Annotated in this window: 13 protein-coding genes and 1 CRISPR repeat array; all 13 genes read right to left on the bottom strand. The window is 51.2% G+C overall.

Annotation, left to right across the window (positions count from 1 at the left end):
• On the bottom strand, positions 1 to 174 hold a 174-nt coding region (locus tag L1D47_RS16780; protein WP_239882609.1), incomplete at its 3' end, for a transposase.
• A 119-nt stretch (positions 175 to 293) separates the two neighbouring features.
• A CRISPR array of direct repeats spans positions 294 to 5,082; the repeat unit is 29 nt; unit sequence CGGTTTATCCCCGTGGGTACGGGGAGCAC.
• A 78-nt stretch (positions 5,083 to 5,160) separates the two neighbouring features.
• A complete protein-coding gene (gene cas2e, locus L1D47_RS16775) occupies positions 5,161 to 5,469 on the bottom strand; it encodes a type I-E CRISPR-associated endoribonuclease Cas2e (protein ID WP_239886129.1) in 309 nt (102 codons plus the stop codon).
• Positions 5,466 to 6,395, bottom strand: coding sequence for a type I-E CRISPR-associated endonuclease Cas1e (gene cas1e / locus L1D47_RS16770; RefSeq protein WP_239886128.1), 930 nt, complete (start codon positions 6,393 to 6,395; stop codon positions 5,466 to 5,468). The genes cas2e and cas1e overlap by 4 nt, the downstream gene beginning before the upstream one ends.
• A gap of 24 nt (positions 6,396 to 6,419) precedes the next feature.
• Positions 6,420 to 7,106: a type I-E CRISPR-associated protein Cas6/Cse3/CasE gene (gene cas6e, locus L1D47_RS16765; protein ID WP_239886127.1), complete on the bottom strand. Its 687-nt coding sequence runs from the start codon at positions 7,104 to 7,106 to the stop codon at positions 6,420 to 6,422.
• Positions 7,093 to 7,839 (bottom strand): type I-E CRISPR-associated protein Cas5/CasD, encoded by a 747-nt coding sequence (gene cas5e / locus L1D47_RS16760; RefSeq protein WP_239886126.1) that lies wholly within the window; start codon positions 7,837 to 7,839, stop codon positions 7,093 to 7,095. The genes cas6e and cas5e overlap by 14 nt, the downstream gene beginning before the upstream one ends.
• An 11-nt stretch (positions 7,840 to 7,850) precedes the next feature.
• Entirely contained in the window at positions 7,851 to 8,882 is a 1,032-nt protein-coding gene (gene cas7e / locus L1D47_RS16755) for a type I-E CRISPR-associated protein Cas7/Cse4/CasC (protein WP_239886125.1), read from the bottom strand.
• Positions 8,883 to 8,909: 27 nt separating this feature from the next.
• Positions 8,910 to 9,548: a type I-E CRISPR-associated protein Cse2/CasB gene (casB, locus tag L1D47_RS16750; RefSeq protein WP_239886124.1), complete on the bottom strand. Its 639-nt coding sequence runs from the start codon at positions 9,546 to 9,548 to the stop codon at positions 8,910 to 8,912.
• Complete coding sequence (casA, locus tag L1D47_RS16745; RefSeq protein ID WP_239886123.1) at positions 9,545 to 11,173, bottom strand: type I-E CRISPR-associated protein Cse1/CasA; 1,629 nt, start codon at positions 11,171 to 11,173, stop codon at positions 9,545 to 9,547. The genes casB and casA overlap by 4 nt, the downstream gene beginning before the upstream one ends.
• A 329-nt stretch (positions 11,174 to 11,502) precedes the next feature.
• Positions 11,503 to 14,262 (bottom strand): CRISPR-associated helicase Cas3', encoded by a 2,760-nt coding sequence (cas3, locus tag L1D47_RS16740; protein WP_239886122.1) that lies wholly within the window; start codon positions 14,260 to 14,262, stop codon positions 11,503 to 11,505.
• A gap of 605 nt (positions 14,263 to 14,867) precedes the next feature.
• Positions 14,868 to 15,446: an SMC-Scp complex subunit ScpB gene (gene scpB / locus L1D47_RS16735; protein ID WP_239886130.1), complete on the bottom strand. Its 579-nt coding sequence runs from the start codon at positions 15,444 to 15,446 to the stop codon at positions 14,868 to 14,870.
• Between the two features lie 15 nt (positions 15,447 to 15,461).
• Positions 15,462 to 16,250, bottom strand: coding sequence for a ScpA family protein (locus L1D47_RS16730; protein ID WP_239886121.1), 789 nt, complete (start codon positions 16,248 to 16,250; stop codon positions 15,462 to 15,464).
• A 183-nt stretch (positions 16,251 to 16,433) separates the two neighbouring features.
• Positions 16,434 to 17,054 (bottom strand): L-threonylcarbamoyladenylate synthase, encoded by a 621-nt coding sequence (locus L1D47_RS16725; RefSeq protein ID WP_041511004.1) that lies wholly within the window; start codon positions 17,052 to 17,054, stop codon positions 16,434 to 16,436.
• Positions 17,051 to 17,911, bottom strand: coding sequence for a PHP domain-containing protein (locus L1D47_RS16720; RefSeq protein WP_239886120.1), 861 nt, complete (start codon positions 17,909 to 17,911; stop codon positions 17,051 to 17,053). Before L1D47_RS16720 ends, L1D47_RS16725 begins: the two co-directional genes overlap by 4 nt.
• Positions 17,912 to 18,281: the final 370 nt, after the last annotated feature.

Raw genomic sequence — 18,281 nt, 5'->3', positions numbered from 1 at the left:
TTTGGGGGATACGCCTTGCTTCTCCTGTCTAAGCTGGTTTACCCATTTACGCATGGCTGAATTACTGACGCCCATCGCGCTTGCAGCCTCAGTTATGCTGTATCCCTGTTTCGTTACCAGCTGCGCAGCTTCTAATTTGAACTCTGCACTGAATGTCGGTCTTGTGTTCTTCATTTCTACCACCTTTTCTCTGGAAGTGAGTCTATCACTTCGTCTATTCAGGTGGCCAAATTCACTATGCCACTACAGTACGGGGAGCACGGAATGTGATCTCGACGTCGTACGCGTCACCACGGTTTATCCCCGTGGGTACGGGGAGCACTCTTGACCAGTCGTTGTAGTGTACAGGTTATTCGGTTTATCCCCGTGGGTACGGGGAGCACGATTTTAAGGATGAACTATTAGCGGCTACTAGCGGTTTATCCCCGTGGGTACGGGGAGCACACAATTGGACTCAACAGCCACATAAGCCACGCCGGTTTATCCCCGTGGGTACGGGGAGCACAGTTTTAGCTGGAATTTGCGCCATCTGTTTCGCGGTTTATCCCCGTGGGTACGGGGAGCACTAACCGCGACACCACCCTCGCGCAGCTCCATGCGGTTTATCCCCGTGGGTACGGGGAGCACTTGCAGCTGATCGGTTTCACTTTGCTGCTGAGCGGTTTATCCCCGTGGGTACGGGGAGCACTCGTCTGCCTTCTTATGGCGAGCAATGGCGATCGGTTTATCCCCGTGGGTACGGGGAGCACCTGGCTGGATACAAATTCCAACCGTTCCACGCCGGTTTATCCCCGTGGGTACGGGGAGCACGACGGTAGGTCGTCAGCACTTGAACCGATGAACGGTTTATCCCCGTGGGTACGGGGAGCACCGAGTGTTTAAGAGGTGATAAATAATGTCGGACGGTTTATCCCCGTGGGTACGGGGAGCACAGGTACTGATTTGCGCTTTCTTATCGCTGCCGCGGTTTATCCCCGTGGGTACGGGGAGCACCAATTCCAGCGACTTACGATCGTAGTGGCTCACGGTTTATCCCCGTGGGTACGGGGAGCACTTTTGACCATCACCGTTGTTTCCCTTAACTTACGGTTTATCCCCGTGGGTACGGGGAGCACTTGGTAAAACTTTGTCAGCTCAATCACGATCACGGTTTATCCCCGTGGGTACGGGGAGCACGAAATTAATGCTGGTGTATTTCGCCTCGTATACGGTTTATCCCCGTGGGTACGGGGAGCACAGCAAAAGCTAAAACATCAGGGCTTGTCATGGCGGTTTATCCCCGTGGGTACGGGGAGCACTAGGCTCTTTGCCAGTAGACAGTACGAGCTGGCGGTTTATCCCCGTGGGTACGGGGAGCACCCAATCTGTTTCCGTGATTAGTCTGTCACGTTCGGTTTATCCCCGTGGGTACGGGGAGCACTTCTTTGTTTTGAATCCATGCTCTCTCATGAACGGTTTATCCCCGTGGGTACGGGGAGCACTCAATATCCTAAGAACTTCTGTTTCTTTTATACGGTTTATCCCCGTGGGTACGGGGAGCACGTAAATTTATTAATGGCGTTGATAAGTCCACGCGGTTTATCCCCGTGGGTACGGGGAGCACTCAATATCCTAAGAACTTCTGTTTCTTTTATACGGTTTATCCCCGTGGGTACGGGGAGCACGTAAATTTATTAATGGCGTTGATAAGTCCACGCGGTTTATCCCCGTGGGTACGGGGAGCACACTCCATAAAACCGTCAATATCCTCATCAAGCTGCGGTTTATCCCCGTGGGTACGGGGAGCCCCCCCCTTTATTTTTGTAAACATCAATCAAAAACGGTTTATCCCCGTGGGTACGGGGAGCACACACAAGTAATGGAGTACTCCCCTCGCATCACCGGTTTATCCCCGTGGGTACGGGGAGCACAAATTGGTTGGCAGTTTTCAGGGTCGCGCAGCCGGTTTATCCCCGTGGGTACGGGGAGCACGTCTTGATTTGATTAAAGCTATCCTTGAGTACCGGTTTATCCCCGTGGGTACGGGGAGCACTGATGGATAGTGGTCGTGGTGAGCTGCTCGAGCGGTTTATCCCCGTGGGTACGGGGAGCACGAACTATTGGTAAAATTTAGCTTGACAGTTATCGGTTTATCCCCGTGGGTACGGGGAGCACTTCTTTGTTTTGAATCCATGCTCTCTCATGAACGGTTTATCCCCGTGGGTACGGGGAGCACTCAATATCCTAAGAACTTCTGTTTCTTTTATACGGTTTATCCCCGTGGGTACGGGGAGCACTAGTACATTTATACGCGCAACATACAAATTTACGGTTTATCCCCGTGGGTACGGGGAGCACAACAACAGAATTAGAATCCTGAATAACAGGCGCGGTTTATCCCCGTGGGTACGGGGAGCACTAAATGATATAGCCATTTTCATCGAAAACGGCCGGTTTATCCCCGTGGGTACGGGGAGCACAAAGTCGCTGTTTAGGGTGACGGTGCCAGCGTCGGTTTATCCCCGTGGGTACGGGGAGCACAGTGTTCGACGCGCCACGTCCAGCGCTACGACCGGTTTATCCCCGTGGGTACGGGGAGCACAAGTCAGAGGTGTAGGGCTGCAGAAAGATAAACGGTTTATCCCCGTGGGTACGGGGAGCACACATAGAGTAGTACATGTGGCACATTAAAAGTCGGTTTATCCCCGTGGGTACGGGGAGCACATAGCTCGTTACACATCTTTGTCGTGCAGTCGCGGTTTATCCCCGTGGGTACGGGGAGCACAGTTAATGTTCAATATCGTCAATAATGCCACACGGTTTATCCCCGTGGGTACGGGGAGCACCGGTGCGGCACTTGTCGAACGGTAAATATTCGCGGTTTATCCCCGTGGGTACGGGGAGCACTTTTTAGCCTCAGATGAAAAGAGATCCCTGCCCGGTTTATCCCCGTGGGTACGGGGAGCACTCAAAGACTTTGCCCGAAATACTGGTAGTAGGCGGTTTATCCCCGTGGGTACGGGGAGCACCCTAACTCATCGAGAACTAAAAGACCTGTTTTCGGTTTATCCCCGTGGGTACGGGGAGCACGTGCCAAACGACCCCAAGTCATCTAATGAAAACGGTTTATCCCCGTGGGTACGGGGAGCACCCCGGACGTGTTTTCGGGGTCATCGATGACGACGGTTTATCCCCGTGGGTACGGGGAGCACCCTAACAAAAATAATTTAGCCATGACTAATTCCGGTTTATCCCCGTGGGTACGGGGAGCACTTTAAGAAAGCAGTGGGTTCTGATGTTCATCACGGTTTATCCCCGTGGGTACGGGGAGCACTAATTCTCTATTAGGTATCAAGCCTAGTTTTGCGGTTTATCCCCGTGGGTACGGGGAGCACGTTCATGACATCATCGACCGTTGCTTCTCTATCGGTTTATCCCCGTGGGTACGGGGAGCACATTCAAACCCTAGAGCCAGGTAGCGAGATTATCGGTTTATCCCCGTGGGTACGGGGAGCACTTTTTCAAGCACTCGCTTTTTAAGGGCGAAATCGGTTTATCCCCGTGGGTACGGGGAGCACGTTCCGTTATCTGCGCGGCGAGCGGTTTCTAACGGTTTATCCCCGTGGGTACGGGGAGCACGTCTTCTAATGACATTTTAAATCTCCAGTTCTCGGTTTATCCCCGTGGGTACGGGGAGCACCAACATACGAGCGCCCATCTGACCGATGATCGCGGTTTATCCCCGTGGGTACGGGGAGCACTGGATCTGTTCCAGTCGTACTTGCGAGCCAGGCGGTTTATCCCCGTGGGTACGGGGAGCACGCTCTTAGTGGTGAACTTTTCAGAACTCAGTGCGGTTTATCCCCGTGGGTACGGGGAGCACTAACATGGCTAACCAATGAGTCAAACGAGGCACGGTTTATCCCCGTGGGTACGGGGAGCACCTTCATAGCGCCACCTTTTTAGGATTAAGGGCCGGTTTATCCCCGTGGGTACGGGGAGCACCCTTCGCCCTGCCTGACCGCTTTTTTACTTGCCGGTTTATCCCCGTGGGTACGGGGAGCACAAGTAAAGGTACCGCGCGCTAACTACAACAATCGGTTTATCCCCGTGGGTACGGGGAGCACAATCGAGAAAAAACGTTCTAAGAAGTAACCCCCGGTTTATCCCCGTGGGTACGGGGAGCACAACGCCATTAGCATCACATTTTTCTGCTGGGTCGGTTTATCCCCGTGGGTACGGGGAGCACACAAGCGGCGCATTAGGCGAGTAGCTCCATGACGGTTTATCCCCGTGGGTACGGGGAGCACCGATACCTTAGAAAACTGCGGATAGCCACCAACGGTTTATCCCCGTGGGTACGGGGAGCACTTCCATGATATCCTTGTTGCGGCTGAGGTTGCCGGTTTATCCCCGTGGGTACGGGGAGCACATATAGTTCTTCCTCTAGCCATGATAAGTACCTGGTTTATCCCCGTGGGTACGGGGAGCACGCGATGCGCTCCTGCTCGGCTTGCTCATCTGCCGGTTTATCCCCGTGGGTACGGGGAGCACTTAGGCGTAAGTCAGATTCGTGTCAATAAAAACGGTTTATCCCCGTGGGTACGGGGAGCACTAGGCCAGGGTCATCTTTTCGATCACCTCTTGCGGTTTATCCCCGTGGGTACGGGGAGCACAGTCGTTTACTGACAACTCCAAGATCAGCAGCCGGTTTATCCCCGTGGGTACGGGGAGCACGCCATTATCTAATCGTTGGCAACAATGATGTGCGGTTTATCCCCGTGGGTACGGGGAGCACCGGAATGCCGTTGGTGTGCGCGATGGGGTAGCCGGTTTATCCCCGTGGGTACGGGGAGCACAACACCTGGATGGCAAATCGTCAGCGAGATTTCGGTTTATCCCCGTGGGTACGGGGAGCACGTTTGCTACGAGCCATAGACGATCCACTCCATCGGTTTATCCCCGTGGGTACGGGGAGCACTTGGTTAGCGACAGAGGGATTTGACTCTCTAGCGGTTTATCCCCGTGGGTACGGGGAGCACTTCAGAGCGGTTAACTTAGACATAAAAGTCTCCGGTTTATCCCCGTGGGTACGGGGAGCACTCTAAAAATATACACTTGTTTTTATTAGAAAAAAACAGGTTGTAGAAATCTACCGAATTGTTAAAGAACAAACAGGGCTTATTCGCCGCCGTCGGAACCCGAGATATTTGGGGCGTATTTCACTAAACGAAGGCCGTCGAAATCGACCGGGGTGCGGGCGTTTTCCCCGTAGGTCACCAGATCGAAGCCGGATTCCGTATTGGTCGCCCAGGCCATCACTACGTTCCCCTCTTCCGCCAGTTCGGTAACCTGATACCAAATCATCTCGCGGATGCGTCGACTAACGTCGCCGACGTAGACGCCCGCCCTGACTTCCAACAACCAAACCGCCAGGCGTCCTCGCAGCCTCGGTGGCACGGCTTCGGTGACAACCACACACATACTCATGAACCACCGCTCCTGTGTCCCAGATCGCCAATAGATTCAGGCTCAGGAATGGCCGGAGGCTGAGCATCCGGATAAGGTTCGGGCGGCGTGATTTCTCCGGCGCTCAAAACCTCTTCAATCAAGGGGATCAAACGGGCAAGCACCTTGTCCTTACGAAAGACTTCCCGGCAGGCGATTCGCACCTCGCGATCCGGCTGGGCCACATATCCCCTGCCCGCGATTTTAAACGCCACAGGCACCACGGTATCGAACTTGATAATGTCGGCAATATCGTAAACGAACGACAAGGGCTTGCCGGTGTGCAGAAATCCGATGGCGGGGGCGTACCCCGCCGCCAATATGGCCGCTTCCGTCACACCGTACAAACAGGCCGTGGCGGCGCTGATGCACTGGTTGACGGTATCGCCCTTTTCCCAGTCCTTGGGATCATAACGCCTGCCCCGCCAATGCACCTTGTACTGTTTGGCGAGCAGTTCGTAGGTTTTGCGTACCCGAGCGCCTTCAATGCCACGCAGCTGATCGACACTCCTACGCTGCGGGGCCGCTTCGCCGAACCTGAGTTCGAACATTTTACGCACCACCTTAAGCCGAAGCTCTTCGTCGAGCGCCAGTTTGGCTTGGTAGAGCAACTTGTCGGAACGGGCGCCGCCGGGCTGACCGACCGAATAAAGCCTCACTCCGGCTTCGCCGACCCAGATCAGCAAGGTACCCGTGGTCGCCGCCAGCTTGACCGCCGCATGACTGACCCGGGTGCCCGGTTCCAGCAACAGGCAAACAACCGAACCGACCGGGATCACCAGGCGCTCGCCGTTGACCTCGTCGACCACCACAAAGGCCCCGTCGCGTACATCGATACGCCCCATGGCGACGAACATCATGGAGTTGCGATCTTTGATGGGCACGGGTTTTAAGGGAACAAATGACATCCGTTGTCCTTTATTGTTACTTGGTTAAATTCGGCGGATCAGCATCAGGCCGCAACCGAATGCCTTGGCCCGGCCGATGCCTTCATATAATTTAGCTTTAAACAATTCAGGATCCGTCACCGTTAAGACACCTTGGTAATCGACAGAAGTAAACTGAATGCTCCCTTTGATGCCTTTTTTGGCCGTATGGTGCTGTTCACTGGCGACTATGTCCGGCACAATATCAATACGGAAACCAAAATCTCGCTGCCGCTTTTCATCCATCAACCAACCTTGAGCTGCTTCCGTCATAGCTTGTTGAATTCGCTTCTTGTCCGTTTCTCCCTGTTGCTGTAATTGCTTTTTGGCGTGCATCATCACATCAAATCGCTTCGAGCGTTTGTCGTCCGGATTGAGTTTTTTAGAAACGGTAGGATTCGCCGTTAGACGAAAACCTAACTTCATCCCCTGAGTGAGCACAGGGTTGAAGGGTTTGGTTTGCACATCAAACAGCTCCTGTGCCGCACTGGGCGGCTCGCTGGAGAGAAGGTAAAAGCCAATGCTTGCGCCAATCCGCTCCTCCCTGAATAAAAAATCTCTCTTTTTATCCGGCTGATCGGGAAACAACTGCCAAACAAGTTGATGGCTTGTGTAAGCGCCGTTTTGCAGCTGTTTAATTAACTGCTCACGAGCGAACTGGCTATGCTTGAAACTAACTTTACTTAGATACATGATGAACAAGCTCCTTGGTTACCCTGTGCTCTTCCCGGCTTGTAAACTGCCAGCGCAGTCTATCGGTAGGTTGATCCCATACTTGGTGCGTCTCAACGTGTCCACCATGAATATCATCCTTGTTACCTTGCCAGTAATAAGTCACTTGCTTGGGGAGCCGAAGCCAGAACGGATCTTTACCTTCACTCAGCAATGGCGGAAACTCCGTATCCAATGCTTGCTGCAAAGATTCACAGAATATCTGCCTTGCCGATACCGGGGCCGATAACGGGCAAGATTTACGTCCCAGGTACAAGGTAAACTTAGGTTTTTGTAGTGCTGTTGATAACTGTACCAAGTCAAATTCGGCTTGCTCTGTCAGCCTGATAGCAACCGTCCATAAACCGTCGCAGCGGTAATCACGTTTAGACAAAATTGTATTGAGCTTATGACCTTCACCGGATAGCTCGTCCTTTCTCGTATTGTGCACCACTTTTTTATTGAATGACGGCACCTGAGCGGTATGAAAATCACGATTCAATACACCCGCAGACGTTTGCTTAACTGCCAACCTGACACAGGAGATAAGCTGCCCCATCCGCACATTATCTTCGCGCTTAATGCCCAGTGCGGCGGCCAGTAAGCCGATAATGGCAGAACGCGAAGGATATGTTGCGGTGGGTCTGTCCCCCCCCACAGCAGCTTCCCCCCAACTGGCCATCGCGCCGTAAAGTCGAAATACTAAATAATCCATAGATAGCCCCGCTAATCGGCTATAAAGTTTTTAAGCGCATTGAAATCGCCTTCGCCCGTTATTGCATTAAGACTCATTCGGCTGTCGGCACAATCGCCGTACACTTTATCGAAGTTCTCAACTTGTCGTGTGAGCTTGGCAATAGCATCCACTGCTTGCTGATTACCATGAATTGGCTCTAAGAAAGCCACGGATAATGAGCGAGGTTGCTGTGCGCCTTTCTCTGCCAGTACATAGGATGCATAGGCGCGAGAAGCAAATGTGTTTTGCTTACCCTTTGGAGAAACTTTAACTGCCGCCTCGGTTAAGGCTGCAACCGCTTTCGTAGCCAGCTCAACATCACCATCCAAGTTGTCTACCAACAATTCTTTGTCGATACAGATGTAGCTGTAAAAAAGCGCTGCGGCAAAACCTGCTTCGCCAATATGGGCAGCACCTTGATCGCCTGCGCTATTCAGATCGTCCACCGCGGTAAAGTAGTCGTCTTCAATTGCAACACTGTGCACGCTGATCCCATGCGCGACCTGGCAGGCAGCTTCGATGTTGTATTCGGGGCTCGAAGCGAGCATGCGGCCAAACAGGGCGATATCAACAGCTTTGGTTTTTGCGCGCAACAGCATCAATTCTTTCTCTTCGGGCGCTCTATTTTCTGCAGCTAAGGTTGTAATTAAGCTATCTACCAATTGCTGTTCTTCCGGACTTATGTGGGCCAGCTGCTCTATTTCGGTCGAATCTTTTTTAGCTTTGCCGAATTCACTGGCAATCATTATCGCCCATGCCTTGGCATTTTTTTCTGAGACGCCTTGTGCGATTAATTTAGCTTCTGCTTCACTGCCTAAACGCTTGGTGCGCGTACCGATATGACCTGACATGGCATTTTCAAACAGATCTGATGTCCGCCAGGTACGTTTTAAACTTTGCGATGACACCCTTAATCGCTCGGTGCCACCCATTGTTGCCGTTTTTGGACGCCCCAAATCATCACGATTTAAATTTGAAGGCGGATAAGAAGTTAACAGGTGAAGTTGAATAAATTTTGTCATGCTCGTCTTTCCTTATATGAACTTGAATTAATAAGTCGCTTTTGATTTTTTGACCGGCAGGGCCGCTTCGTAATAAGACCGCGCCCAGCGCACTGCCAAACGCTTATCAGCCTGTTGTGGACGGTTTTGACTTTGGCTTGGGCTTTGCTCCTGGAACCAACAAAGAATGTCATCGGCCACAGAAACTGGGTTCGCTTTACTGCCGAGCTGTTTTATCAAGCGGCGTGCCCGGGTTAACAGTTCGTCGCTACTCTTGGATGCTTGCAACTGTTGGAAGCGTAATTCGCTGACAACGGGCTTGTCGGTCTCCGGATTTATCAACCCCAAGTCATGCGCAAACGGATTGACACTGTTTGCTCTAACGTCGGCTAATACCCCTGCAACCACGGCCCATGCTTCGATGTTAAGCTTAATACCGACCTGGTCTTCGTTTTGGCTGTCCAATTGATTAATTAGGGGCAACCAAAGGGCTCGAAATCCTTCGCTGAGCATGATCTGCTCGCTCGATTCACATCGTTTAAGCTCAGCTCTATACCTTGTCGGAGCGGGCCGAACAGGCGGCTCAATCTCTTTTAAGTCCTGCTCAGATAAATGCATCGCCTGCCACCAGCGTAACAGCGAGTTGGCTAAATTTACTTGGCTTAAATCTTTTGAATAGGTCTTCACTGTGCTTCCTCCATAAGCGCCGACAGCCTTTCTTGCTGATAATTGTTGATCTCTTTTCCGCCAAACAGCCAGCCCGTCAACTGCCTGCGTGCCAGTATTTTTCGTTGTGTTTTTTGGCTGTTGCCCAGTTCAATATTGTTGGTTACCGCATCATCGAAAATAGCCAATGCGCTTTGCCGTACTTGAGTGAGCCAGAACTTTGCAGCCTGGCCCGTTAATGTCTCACCGCCCTGCTCTATTTGGCCTTTAACGGCCTTGACTGCGGCAAAAAAGGCTTGCTGGCTTTGCTGCCAAAAACGCTGTTCATAGTGACTCAGATCGCCTTTCGCTTCGGAAGGCCGTTCGAACAACGCGGCTTTAATTTGAGTCCTGAGGTGCCAGACCGCTTCGCTGGCAAGCTTCAGTAAGCTTTTCACCTCAGTTAGAAATGCTTCTCTGTATGCTTCATCAATGTAGATATACGGAAACTCCACGGAATACCAGCCTCTGGCTTTCATATTGTCCATATCAAAACCAAAGGCCCAGAGTCGTATGCCTTCATCTTCTAGGTGAGTGTTGTCGTATTTCTCTTGATTGAACGATTTGATCACCGAGGCCGCCAATACGCCACCTTCGCTATCGTCGAACAGCAAGGTGTGCCAGTGCCGATACCCCAAACCACCCGGTTGCGCCTTGATAGAAAACGGCTCTTCTTGCGGCTTTTTCGGGTTAAAGCGATACGGTGTTAACGGATGCAACCATTGGCCCGCGTAGTTATAGCCGTAGTTTTGCGTACGTAATTGGGTAAATAAACTATCTGTTTGTTTGCCCGTTAAACTGCACACACCACTTTGATCTTCTGCGAGCAGACGAATACGACGCGGCATTGCCCAATACATATGCAAGGGGTGAACGTCTTCGACATAGGTTTCACTGCCCTTGGCCTTACTTAACCGGGTCGGCGCAAGCCAGGGGAATACTTGCTCTGAGGTAAGATCTGGTGCTAGCTGAACACGGGTGAGTATTTCAAGATAGGGTCCGCTGATCACATTTAACCAAAGCTTCTGCCATAGGGTCGCGTCCTGTCGATTCGGTAACAACAAGGTGGTTAAAGGCCCCCCGCCCCGAAGCCCGGTTCTGTGGCCCTGCCCGCCCGACGGCGCATTGATTTGCAGGGTAAACAAGGCGATCGCGGCCATTTCCGGCGATAGCGTTTCACCTATGCCCCGCTTCACAAAGTGATCGGTATTTTGCTTAAGGGTATTGCCGCCCGGAGCCTCAATTAAGAGCCCGGAAACAGAAGAAGGGCTTGCATCTGACAAGGGTTCAAAATCCTGCATAAACAGCGGGCCGTCTTTGCCGTCTTTAGCAATCATCTCAAAGGCGGGTTCGGCTTTTAACAAGGCTTGTTGTAGTTCGCCTAATGTCGGCGGTGTTTGATACAAGCGATACCAGTGCTTCTTATCCTTTGGCGCAAACAGGGTTTGCAACAGGCCAATGGCAAATTGATAGGCCGCGCCTTGGAAATCGGCTCGGGGCTGGGCAAAGTCCAGCACTTGCGGATCAGCAATATGCCGAACGGGCAAGTAACGCTCGGAACCGTCTTTTAACTTAAATGGCATCCAGCTTGAGGTTAATAAGTTCATTCCCTTCTCACTCTTTCTACATTTTGGACACGTAAACCAAAACAATGATTAAAACCAAAAGAAACAACTGCTCTATGGTCGGTTTCCAATCTCTTATAACTCTTAGGATTTTCTCAAGATCCATGACCTACTCTGCTAACTTTTGCCAACGACATAAGTTACAGGTTAGATCAGAACAATCCAAAGATCAAAAATAAAAAGCTAAATTGCTGAAAGCTAAAAATACTCTAAGGTAAGTTCATAATGCCGCTAAAATACTTTATACTTTTATTTCCTCATTCATTGGGGATGAACCACTAAAGTGCTGTAAGCTCAGCTCGTTCCCCGCATCAGCGGGGATTTTCCTTTTTAAACACACCTCGTAATTGGCAATAACCGAACAAGGGATCGACCTCCGGCAGCCACAGCTTCAGATACTTAACCCTTGGCTCCAGCTGTTGTAACCGTTCGATTTGCTCCAGGTATTTATCGGGAAGCTCAGCCAGACAATCGGCCGTATTGTGCTTTTCCAGCTTTACCGTGCTCAGTTGAATACTGTAGCGCGCATCCTGTACTATGGGCCGTAAGTGGTTTTCTTCTAACACCAGTACCAGCACTTCCTGATATTCCAAGTCGCTGTAGCGGGTGCTGATCTCTATATCGTCGTCAAACCAGGTATCGCTGCTGTCCGGGCCGAAACCGGCGCGCCAGTTAAGTTTTAGACGCTCTGCCTGATGCCGTTTGTGGCGCTGCTCGCCAGCAGCCACTAAATGTTGCCCTTGCAGATTTTCAGGCATGTTTTGATTTGCATCATAGCCATATACGGCCTCGATCAACTCTCTGGCGTTGTCCGGCATTTTAATTCTGCCGAGCTCTCGCAACTTTTGCATACCCAGCCACAGCTTGCCAGGAGAGCGATAGACGGCTTGGGTATTGCGGAACTGCTTTATTAGCCAATCGCTTTCCGGTTCAGGGTGCCATTCGGGGGCATGAATAATCAGGTTGGGCGCGGAGCGATGCTCCTTAACGCCTTGTTGATACGCTCCAGATTCGTTACGGGTATGTCGCATCAGTCGACCGCTGCGCTGGATCAAATCGTCGATGGGGCAAATATCGGAAATCATGAGATCCAGGTCGGCGTCGATGCTTTCCTGGAATACCTGAGTTGAGATCAGCACCTTGCCCGCCCGCTCGGCTTGCTTAGAAGCTTTACCGAACCAGTCCAGCACCTTGTTTTCGGCGGCTTTTCGATGACCCAAAACGAAGCGACTGTGAAACAGCAGACAATCGTCTTGATTATCCATTTTCTCCCGTACTTGCTGATAGGCGCGATAGGCATCGTCCACCGAATTTCGGATCCAGACCACGCACTTGCCTTGCGCGACCGCTGCCATGACTTCACCTAAACAATCGGACTCGGAATGGATGAATTGCACGCCAATCTCACGGCTTAACTCGCTGCGACTTTGCAAAGGTGTTTCGGTTAACTCACCCAGTAAGGTCACTTGGGTGGCAAGGGGAAAACACACACTTTGTGGCTGAGCTGGTAAAGCAATACCGGCTCCCTGATACCAAGCCTGAACCAGCCTGTTTCTTTGCATTTGTGCCAGAGTCGCACTTAACAAAATCGCGCTACCACCTTGGCGAATATGTAACTGCAGCAAGTCATCCAAGAGCTCAAACATGTACTCATCTGCACTATGAACTTCGTCAAATATCAACACCTTGCGATGCAACCCGAGCAAACGTAGGGTTTGGTGTTTGCTGGGCAAAATTGCCAGCAAGGGTTGATCTATGGTGCCAACACCAGCAGGTGCCAGCAAAGCCTTCTTGCGGGAGTCCGCCAGCCACTGATTGCAATATAAACTGGTGGAATCGTCGCCCGCAGCGTAATTCGCCTCCAGCCTGAACCCCGCGATTTTTGCACGCTGAAAGGTGTCGTTCATTTCCCTGGCGCCATGTGCCAGCATCAGGCTCACCGCCCCATCTTTATTGTTTAATATTTTACCGTAGTGCTCGGCTACGCGGCCAAACATAGCATTGGAGGTCGCCATGGTCGGCAAACCAAAATAGAAGCCATCGGCATGACCTGCGGCTATCAGCCTGTGCGTCAGCGCCAATGCCGCCTCGGTTTTTCCCGCACCGGTTATATCTTCGAGAATAAACAGCTGACCAGGTGAGGTAATCTCTACGCTTTCGGCCCATTGCTGTAAGGGAGATGGAGTAAATCCAAACTGTTCCCGGATTGAATCAAACGGCAGAGCCTGGGTGGGCGTGAACAGGTCGGTTTTGGCGAGCGCATGAGTTGCTTGCGTCAATGCCTGCGACCAGTATTGCTCTAGCGGCTTGGCTTGCGTCTGATAGCTAAATACTTGATTGTCGGAACCGAGCCAGTCGCAAAAGACGGCCAACCCGGATAAATACCAGCTTGCTTGTTTAAAACGGGTCAGCCAATCCAGATCGTTGATTGGCAATTGCAGCCAATCAATGGGGAGAAGCGCGTAAATATCCCTAACAAACTCAGCAGCAGCCTTTAACCCCTCGTCTCCTATGTGTTTATTCAGCTTTTTTGCCGTCCGCTTGTCGTGCTCAACTGGCTTGCCGTGATGGGCAAAGGATAAGTCAAATAAGCTGAGGAAAAAGTCTTTACGATCGACGTCATCTATATTCGGCAACCAATCTTCAAGTTGGACCAGCCCTTGCATTAGCAAATGATGCCAGAGCACAAAGCCGAGTTTGTCATGACGCGCTGTGCTTGCGTCATAATTCGTTTTGCAGGGTTTATCCCCTAATTCGGGGAATGCTTTTAAGTTTTGAAAAGTAGCGGCAAACTTGCCTAAATCATGCAACGCCAGTGTAAAGGTAAACAACTGACGCAATTGTTTAGGATCGATAGACAGCAACTCTGCTAAATCCCGGCACAGGTGATTATCTTCATCTAACACCTGATATCCAACTGCCGCAACATCCAAACAGTGATAAACCAACAGATGATAATCAGCCCCTGTTTGCTCCGGAGATTTCTTTGCCTTGCCCCAGTAGCGATAGTAGCTTTCATTAGTGTTGACAAGATTATCAACCACGGCTTCACTCCTTGAATATAATTCCATTTGCAACATTCCCTTGCCCCTACTTTCCTAACCTATCCCTCCTTCTAAAGCTTTGCAATCATACCAGCATGATTATTGAGCTTGCTCAAAGTATTAGGAATTCTATAAAAGGGCATTTTTCGTTCCAAACGGGATAATTTAGAAGGGTAGAAAGCGCAGTCAAGAGATGTGGCACGACTACAACATAGGTAAATCACAGAGAGATTGCTCCGGCGTTGCTTTACCTTGACTATACGAAACATCTAGGACTATGAGGCCACCATCTTTCACTAACAAGGCATCTGGTTGCCTAGCTGGCCAATGAAACAAGAAAGAACACTTCTACAGATAGCAACGAATCATGCAACCAAGAAGAATTCTCCGGGACATAGCGCCGACCATAAAACAATCAGCACTTAGGAAAAGCAACTGAGGACAGCTTTTGAAAAGATTCTGATTGTATTGGCTCAACCGTTAGCACTTCCATCGTTACCGCAAACAAAGCAGCATACTTACGGTCGTTGCCAAGCAAAAGAAGACAAATAGGCTTTTAGAGTGAAGGCAATATATGCCGTATATGTAACGTTATTCGTTACCGGCAGCTTCATCATCGAGTTTTTTTGCGGCTATTTTGCAGGGATTTCCACAGTCTGGGGAGCCCCAAACAGCGCCGCTAGTGACTCGGCATCGGATAACGGAGGAAGGTCCGCTATCCTGTCCAAGCCAAAATAGGCTAAAAATTCATTTGTGGTCGCATAGAGTGCGGGCCTGCCCGGCACCTCTTTATGACCGATTATCTTAATCCAATGTCTATCGGATAGACTCTTTATGATGTGGCTTCCCACCGCCACACCACGAACAAACTCTATGTCGGCGCGGGTAACCGGCTGACGATAGGCGATCACCGCCAGCGTCTCCAGCGTCGCTCGCGAATAGCGCGGCGCCTTCTCCTGCCACAGTGGCTGCAAGTAAGGACTCAAGGTTTCGATCGACTGAAAACGATAACCGCCCGCCACCTTGACTAACTCTATGCCCCGCCCCAGATAATCCTGCTGCAACTCCTCAATGGCGGCCTTCACTTTGGCGCGGGAGACGCTAAAGTTGGCCAGCACACTCTCATTTAAGTGCTTGATAGAGACCGTCTTTGCCATCACAAACAGACTAGCTTCAATCAGCTGTTTGAGCTGATCCGGATTTATTTGCAGTTTCTTACTCGACAATCAATAGGCCCTAACATGTATGGTCGACAGCGGCTGCGCCTGGATCAGATCGACCAAAAGCTCTTTCACCAGCTCCATCAGTGCAAGAAAGCTCACCACCACGCCAGCTCGCCCCTCAGAAACATCAAATAGCTGCTCAAAAGGCACATAGGACTTGCCTTCTAGCATAGCCAATATTTGCGTCATGCGTTCCCGTGTCGACAGCTGCTCGCGTCTCACATGGTGATGCTCAGTGGCCTCGACCCGTTTTAACACGGCCGCGAAAGCACCGGCTAACTCCACCAACGACACAGACGGCGGCACCAACACAGGCTTGATATCCGGCGCCGGCAGCACCTTGGCCTGAAACACATCCCGCTCGAGTCGCGGCAAGGCATCTAGCCTTTGCTGCGCATCCTTAATCACCTCGTAGGCCTTAAGCTGTCTGATCAGCTCGGCTCGTGGGTCCGCCTCATCTTCCTCTTCAAGCTCGGGCCTTGGTAACAAGAGACGCGACTTTATCTCGGCCAGGGTCGCGGCCATCACCAGATAGTCGGCGGCCAGTTCTACCCGAGCGCCTTGCAAGAGTTCAATGTATTCGAGATATTGATCCGTTACCGGCGCAATGGCCATCTCGACAATATCCAGCTTCTGCTTGCGGATAAGATAGAGCAGTAGATCCAGCGGCCCTTCGAAAGACTCGAGAAACACCTCCAGCGCCTCGGGCGGAATAAAGAGATCCGCCGGCAGTTCTCTGACGGGCTCGCCCCTGACCAGGGCCAAAGGTAAACTTTGCTGAGTCCCCTGCATCCGCTCTCCAAGTCACCCGGTAGGTATCACCCTGCGGGAAGCTAAAGGTATAACTAAACTAAATCTGTAACTTAAATGGTGAGGACCTGCACCGATCGATGGCGGATAATCATCCAGCCAAGGCGAGGCTAATCGACACCAAACGCGCGATTATACCTGCAAATTTGGCCAATAGACAGGGCTTTAGCCAAACTGGCTAATATCCCCGGCGCCTTCACGTAGAATCTCGATATCACCCTCAGACAGATCGATAACCGTGGTAGGTTTCTCACCCAGATAACCGCCATGAATAATCACATCCACCTGATGCTCAAGGATGTCGCGAATGTGCTCAGGATCTGACTCGGCAAACTCTTCACCCGGCAAAATAAGACTGGTAGACATCAGCGGCGCATCGAGCGCTTCCAGAAGCGCCAGGGCAATCACATTGTCTGGCACGCGAATACCGATAGTCTTCTTCTTCGGGTTTTGCAGGCGCTTAGGCACCTCTTTGGTCGCCTTGAAGATGAAGGTGTATGGCCCAGGTGTGTTGTGCTTCAGCACGCGGTAAGCCTGATTGTCCACCCTGGCATAGGTCGCCAGCTCGGACTGGTCACGCACCATCAAGGAGAAATTGTGATCGTTCTCTATCTGACGAATACGCACTATGCGAGTCATCGCGTCTTTCTCGCCCAGCAGGCAACCTAAGGCATAGCCAGAGTCTGTGGGGTAGACCACCACCCCACCCTGCTTGATCACATTCACCGCCTGATTGATCAGGCGAACCTGAGGATTTTCCTCATGTACATAAAAAAATTGACTCATGGGTTTACCATCCAATTATCCATTTGCCACACCCAATCGACTCCTTGGGGTTGGAACATATTTTTACCTAACTCAAGCCAGCTGCCGGGGAAATGGAAATCGCTTCCCAGGGAGGCGTAAAGGTCATTAAGCCGACTCAAGGCAATTAAATTATTACGATCGTCTAGGGTCTGCTGACCCAGCACCACTTCCATGGCATCGCCACCGGCGGCCTTAAACTCTCGCACCAAGCGCTTTAGCCACTTGGCCGACAGCTTGTAGCCGCTGGGGTGCGCCAATACGGCAATACCGCCTGCCTCATGAATGATCGCGATAGCGGTTTCCATATCGGACCAATTGTTGGGCACATAACCTGTCTTGCCCCGCGCCAGATACTTCTTGAATACCGCGGCCGCATTGGGGGCATAGCCGTTATCGGCTAACCAGCGGGCATAATGGCCGCGACTCAGGTCGGCGCCTTCGGCTAACGCCTTGGCGCCCTCATAGGCTCCGCCGATCCCGGCCTTCTCAAGACGTACACCTATCTCCATCGCACGTGCCTCACGTAAGGCGCGCTGCTCGGTCAAGAAGGCATCCAGCCCCTTATGTTCGGGGTCGATATTGAGTGCAACGATATGAATATCGAAGTTATTCCAACGGGTGGAGATTTCGCAGCCGTTAATCAGGGCCAAAGGCTCGGCTTGACGCTCGTTGAAGCTATGGGCTTCCTTGAGACCGGCTAAGGTATCGTGATCGGTAATGGCCAACATCTGCACCCCATTATCCAGGGCTCTGGCCACTAATTCAGACGGGGTTAACTGGCCGTCGGATGCCGTGGTGTGGCTGTGAAGATCGATTAAACGCGTTTCATCTGTCATCCCTTTATTCTACTCGACTTTGTTATTAGAAACATCTAATTGGATGAAATTGGACGAAATTGCATGGGAATCGTTAAATCTCATCGGCATTCGATGCAGATTGTGATCTCAAGATGATAAATACGCCAAATAGAAAAATATTCAATTGACAAGGTCACGGAGGGGATGTTTCTATATAGCCATCAACAAGATTTTACTTTCACATGAGTTAAGTACTGAAATGACGATACAGCAATTCAACAACATCAACTGGTGGTGGCACTTCCCAACTTAGCGGGTGGTGTGAATTTCTGTGCTCATGTAAAAGAGACAAGATTTAAACAAAAAGCCCGCACTCGATGCGGGCTTTTTGCATTTAATAGCCTAATTT

Origin of the sequence: Shewanella sp. Isolate7, assembly GCF_022398425.1 — a bacterium.
In the GTDB taxonomy this organism is placed as follows: domain Bacteria; phylum Pseudomonadota; class Gammaproteobacteria; order Enterobacterales; family Shewanellaceae; genus Shewanella.
This window is presented reverse-complemented; position numbering and strand designations above follow the sequence as displayed.

Excerpts from the sequence above, each read along its gene's own strand:
- cas2e (WP_239886129.1), bottom strand. The coding sequence starts at position 5,469 with ATGAGTATGTGTGTGGTTGTCACCGAAGCCGTGCCACCGAGGCTGCGA.
- cas1e (WP_239886128.1), bottom strand. The coding sequence starts at position 6,395 with ATGTCATTTGTTCCCTTAAAACCCGTGCCCATCAAAGATCGCAACTCC.
- cas6e (WP_239886127.1), bottom strand. The coding sequence starts at position 7,106 with ATGTATCTAAGTAAAGTTAGTTTCAAGCATAGCCAGTTCGCTCGTGAG.
- cas5e (WP_239886126.1), bottom strand. The coding sequence starts at position 7,839 with ATGGATTATTTAGTATTTCGACTTTACGGCGCGATGGCCAGTTGGGGG.
- cas7e (WP_239886125.1), bottom strand. The coding sequence starts at position 8,882 with ATGACAAAATTTATTCAACTTCACCTGTTAACTTCTTATCCGCCTTCA.
- casA (WP_239886123.1), bottom strand. The coding sequence starts at position 11,173 with ATGAACTTATTAACCTCAAGCTGGATGCCATTTAAGTTAAAAGACGGT.
- cas3 (WP_239886122.1), bottom strand. The coding sequence starts at position 14,262 with ATGGAATTATATTCAAGGAGTGAAGCCGTGGTTGATAATCTTGTCAAC.
- L1D47_RS16730 (WP_239886121.1), bottom strand. The coding sequence starts at position 16,250 with ATGCAGGGGACTCAGCAAAGTTTACCTTTGGCCCTGGTCAGGGGCGAG.
- L1D47_RS16725 (WP_041511004.1), bottom strand. The coding sequence starts at position 17,054 with ATGAGTCAATTTTTTTATGTACATGAGGAAAATCCTCAGGTTCGCCTG.
- L1D47_RS16720 (WP_239886120.1), bottom strand. The coding sequence starts at position 17,911 with ATGACAGATGAAACGCGTTTAATCGATCTTCACAGCCACACCACGGCA.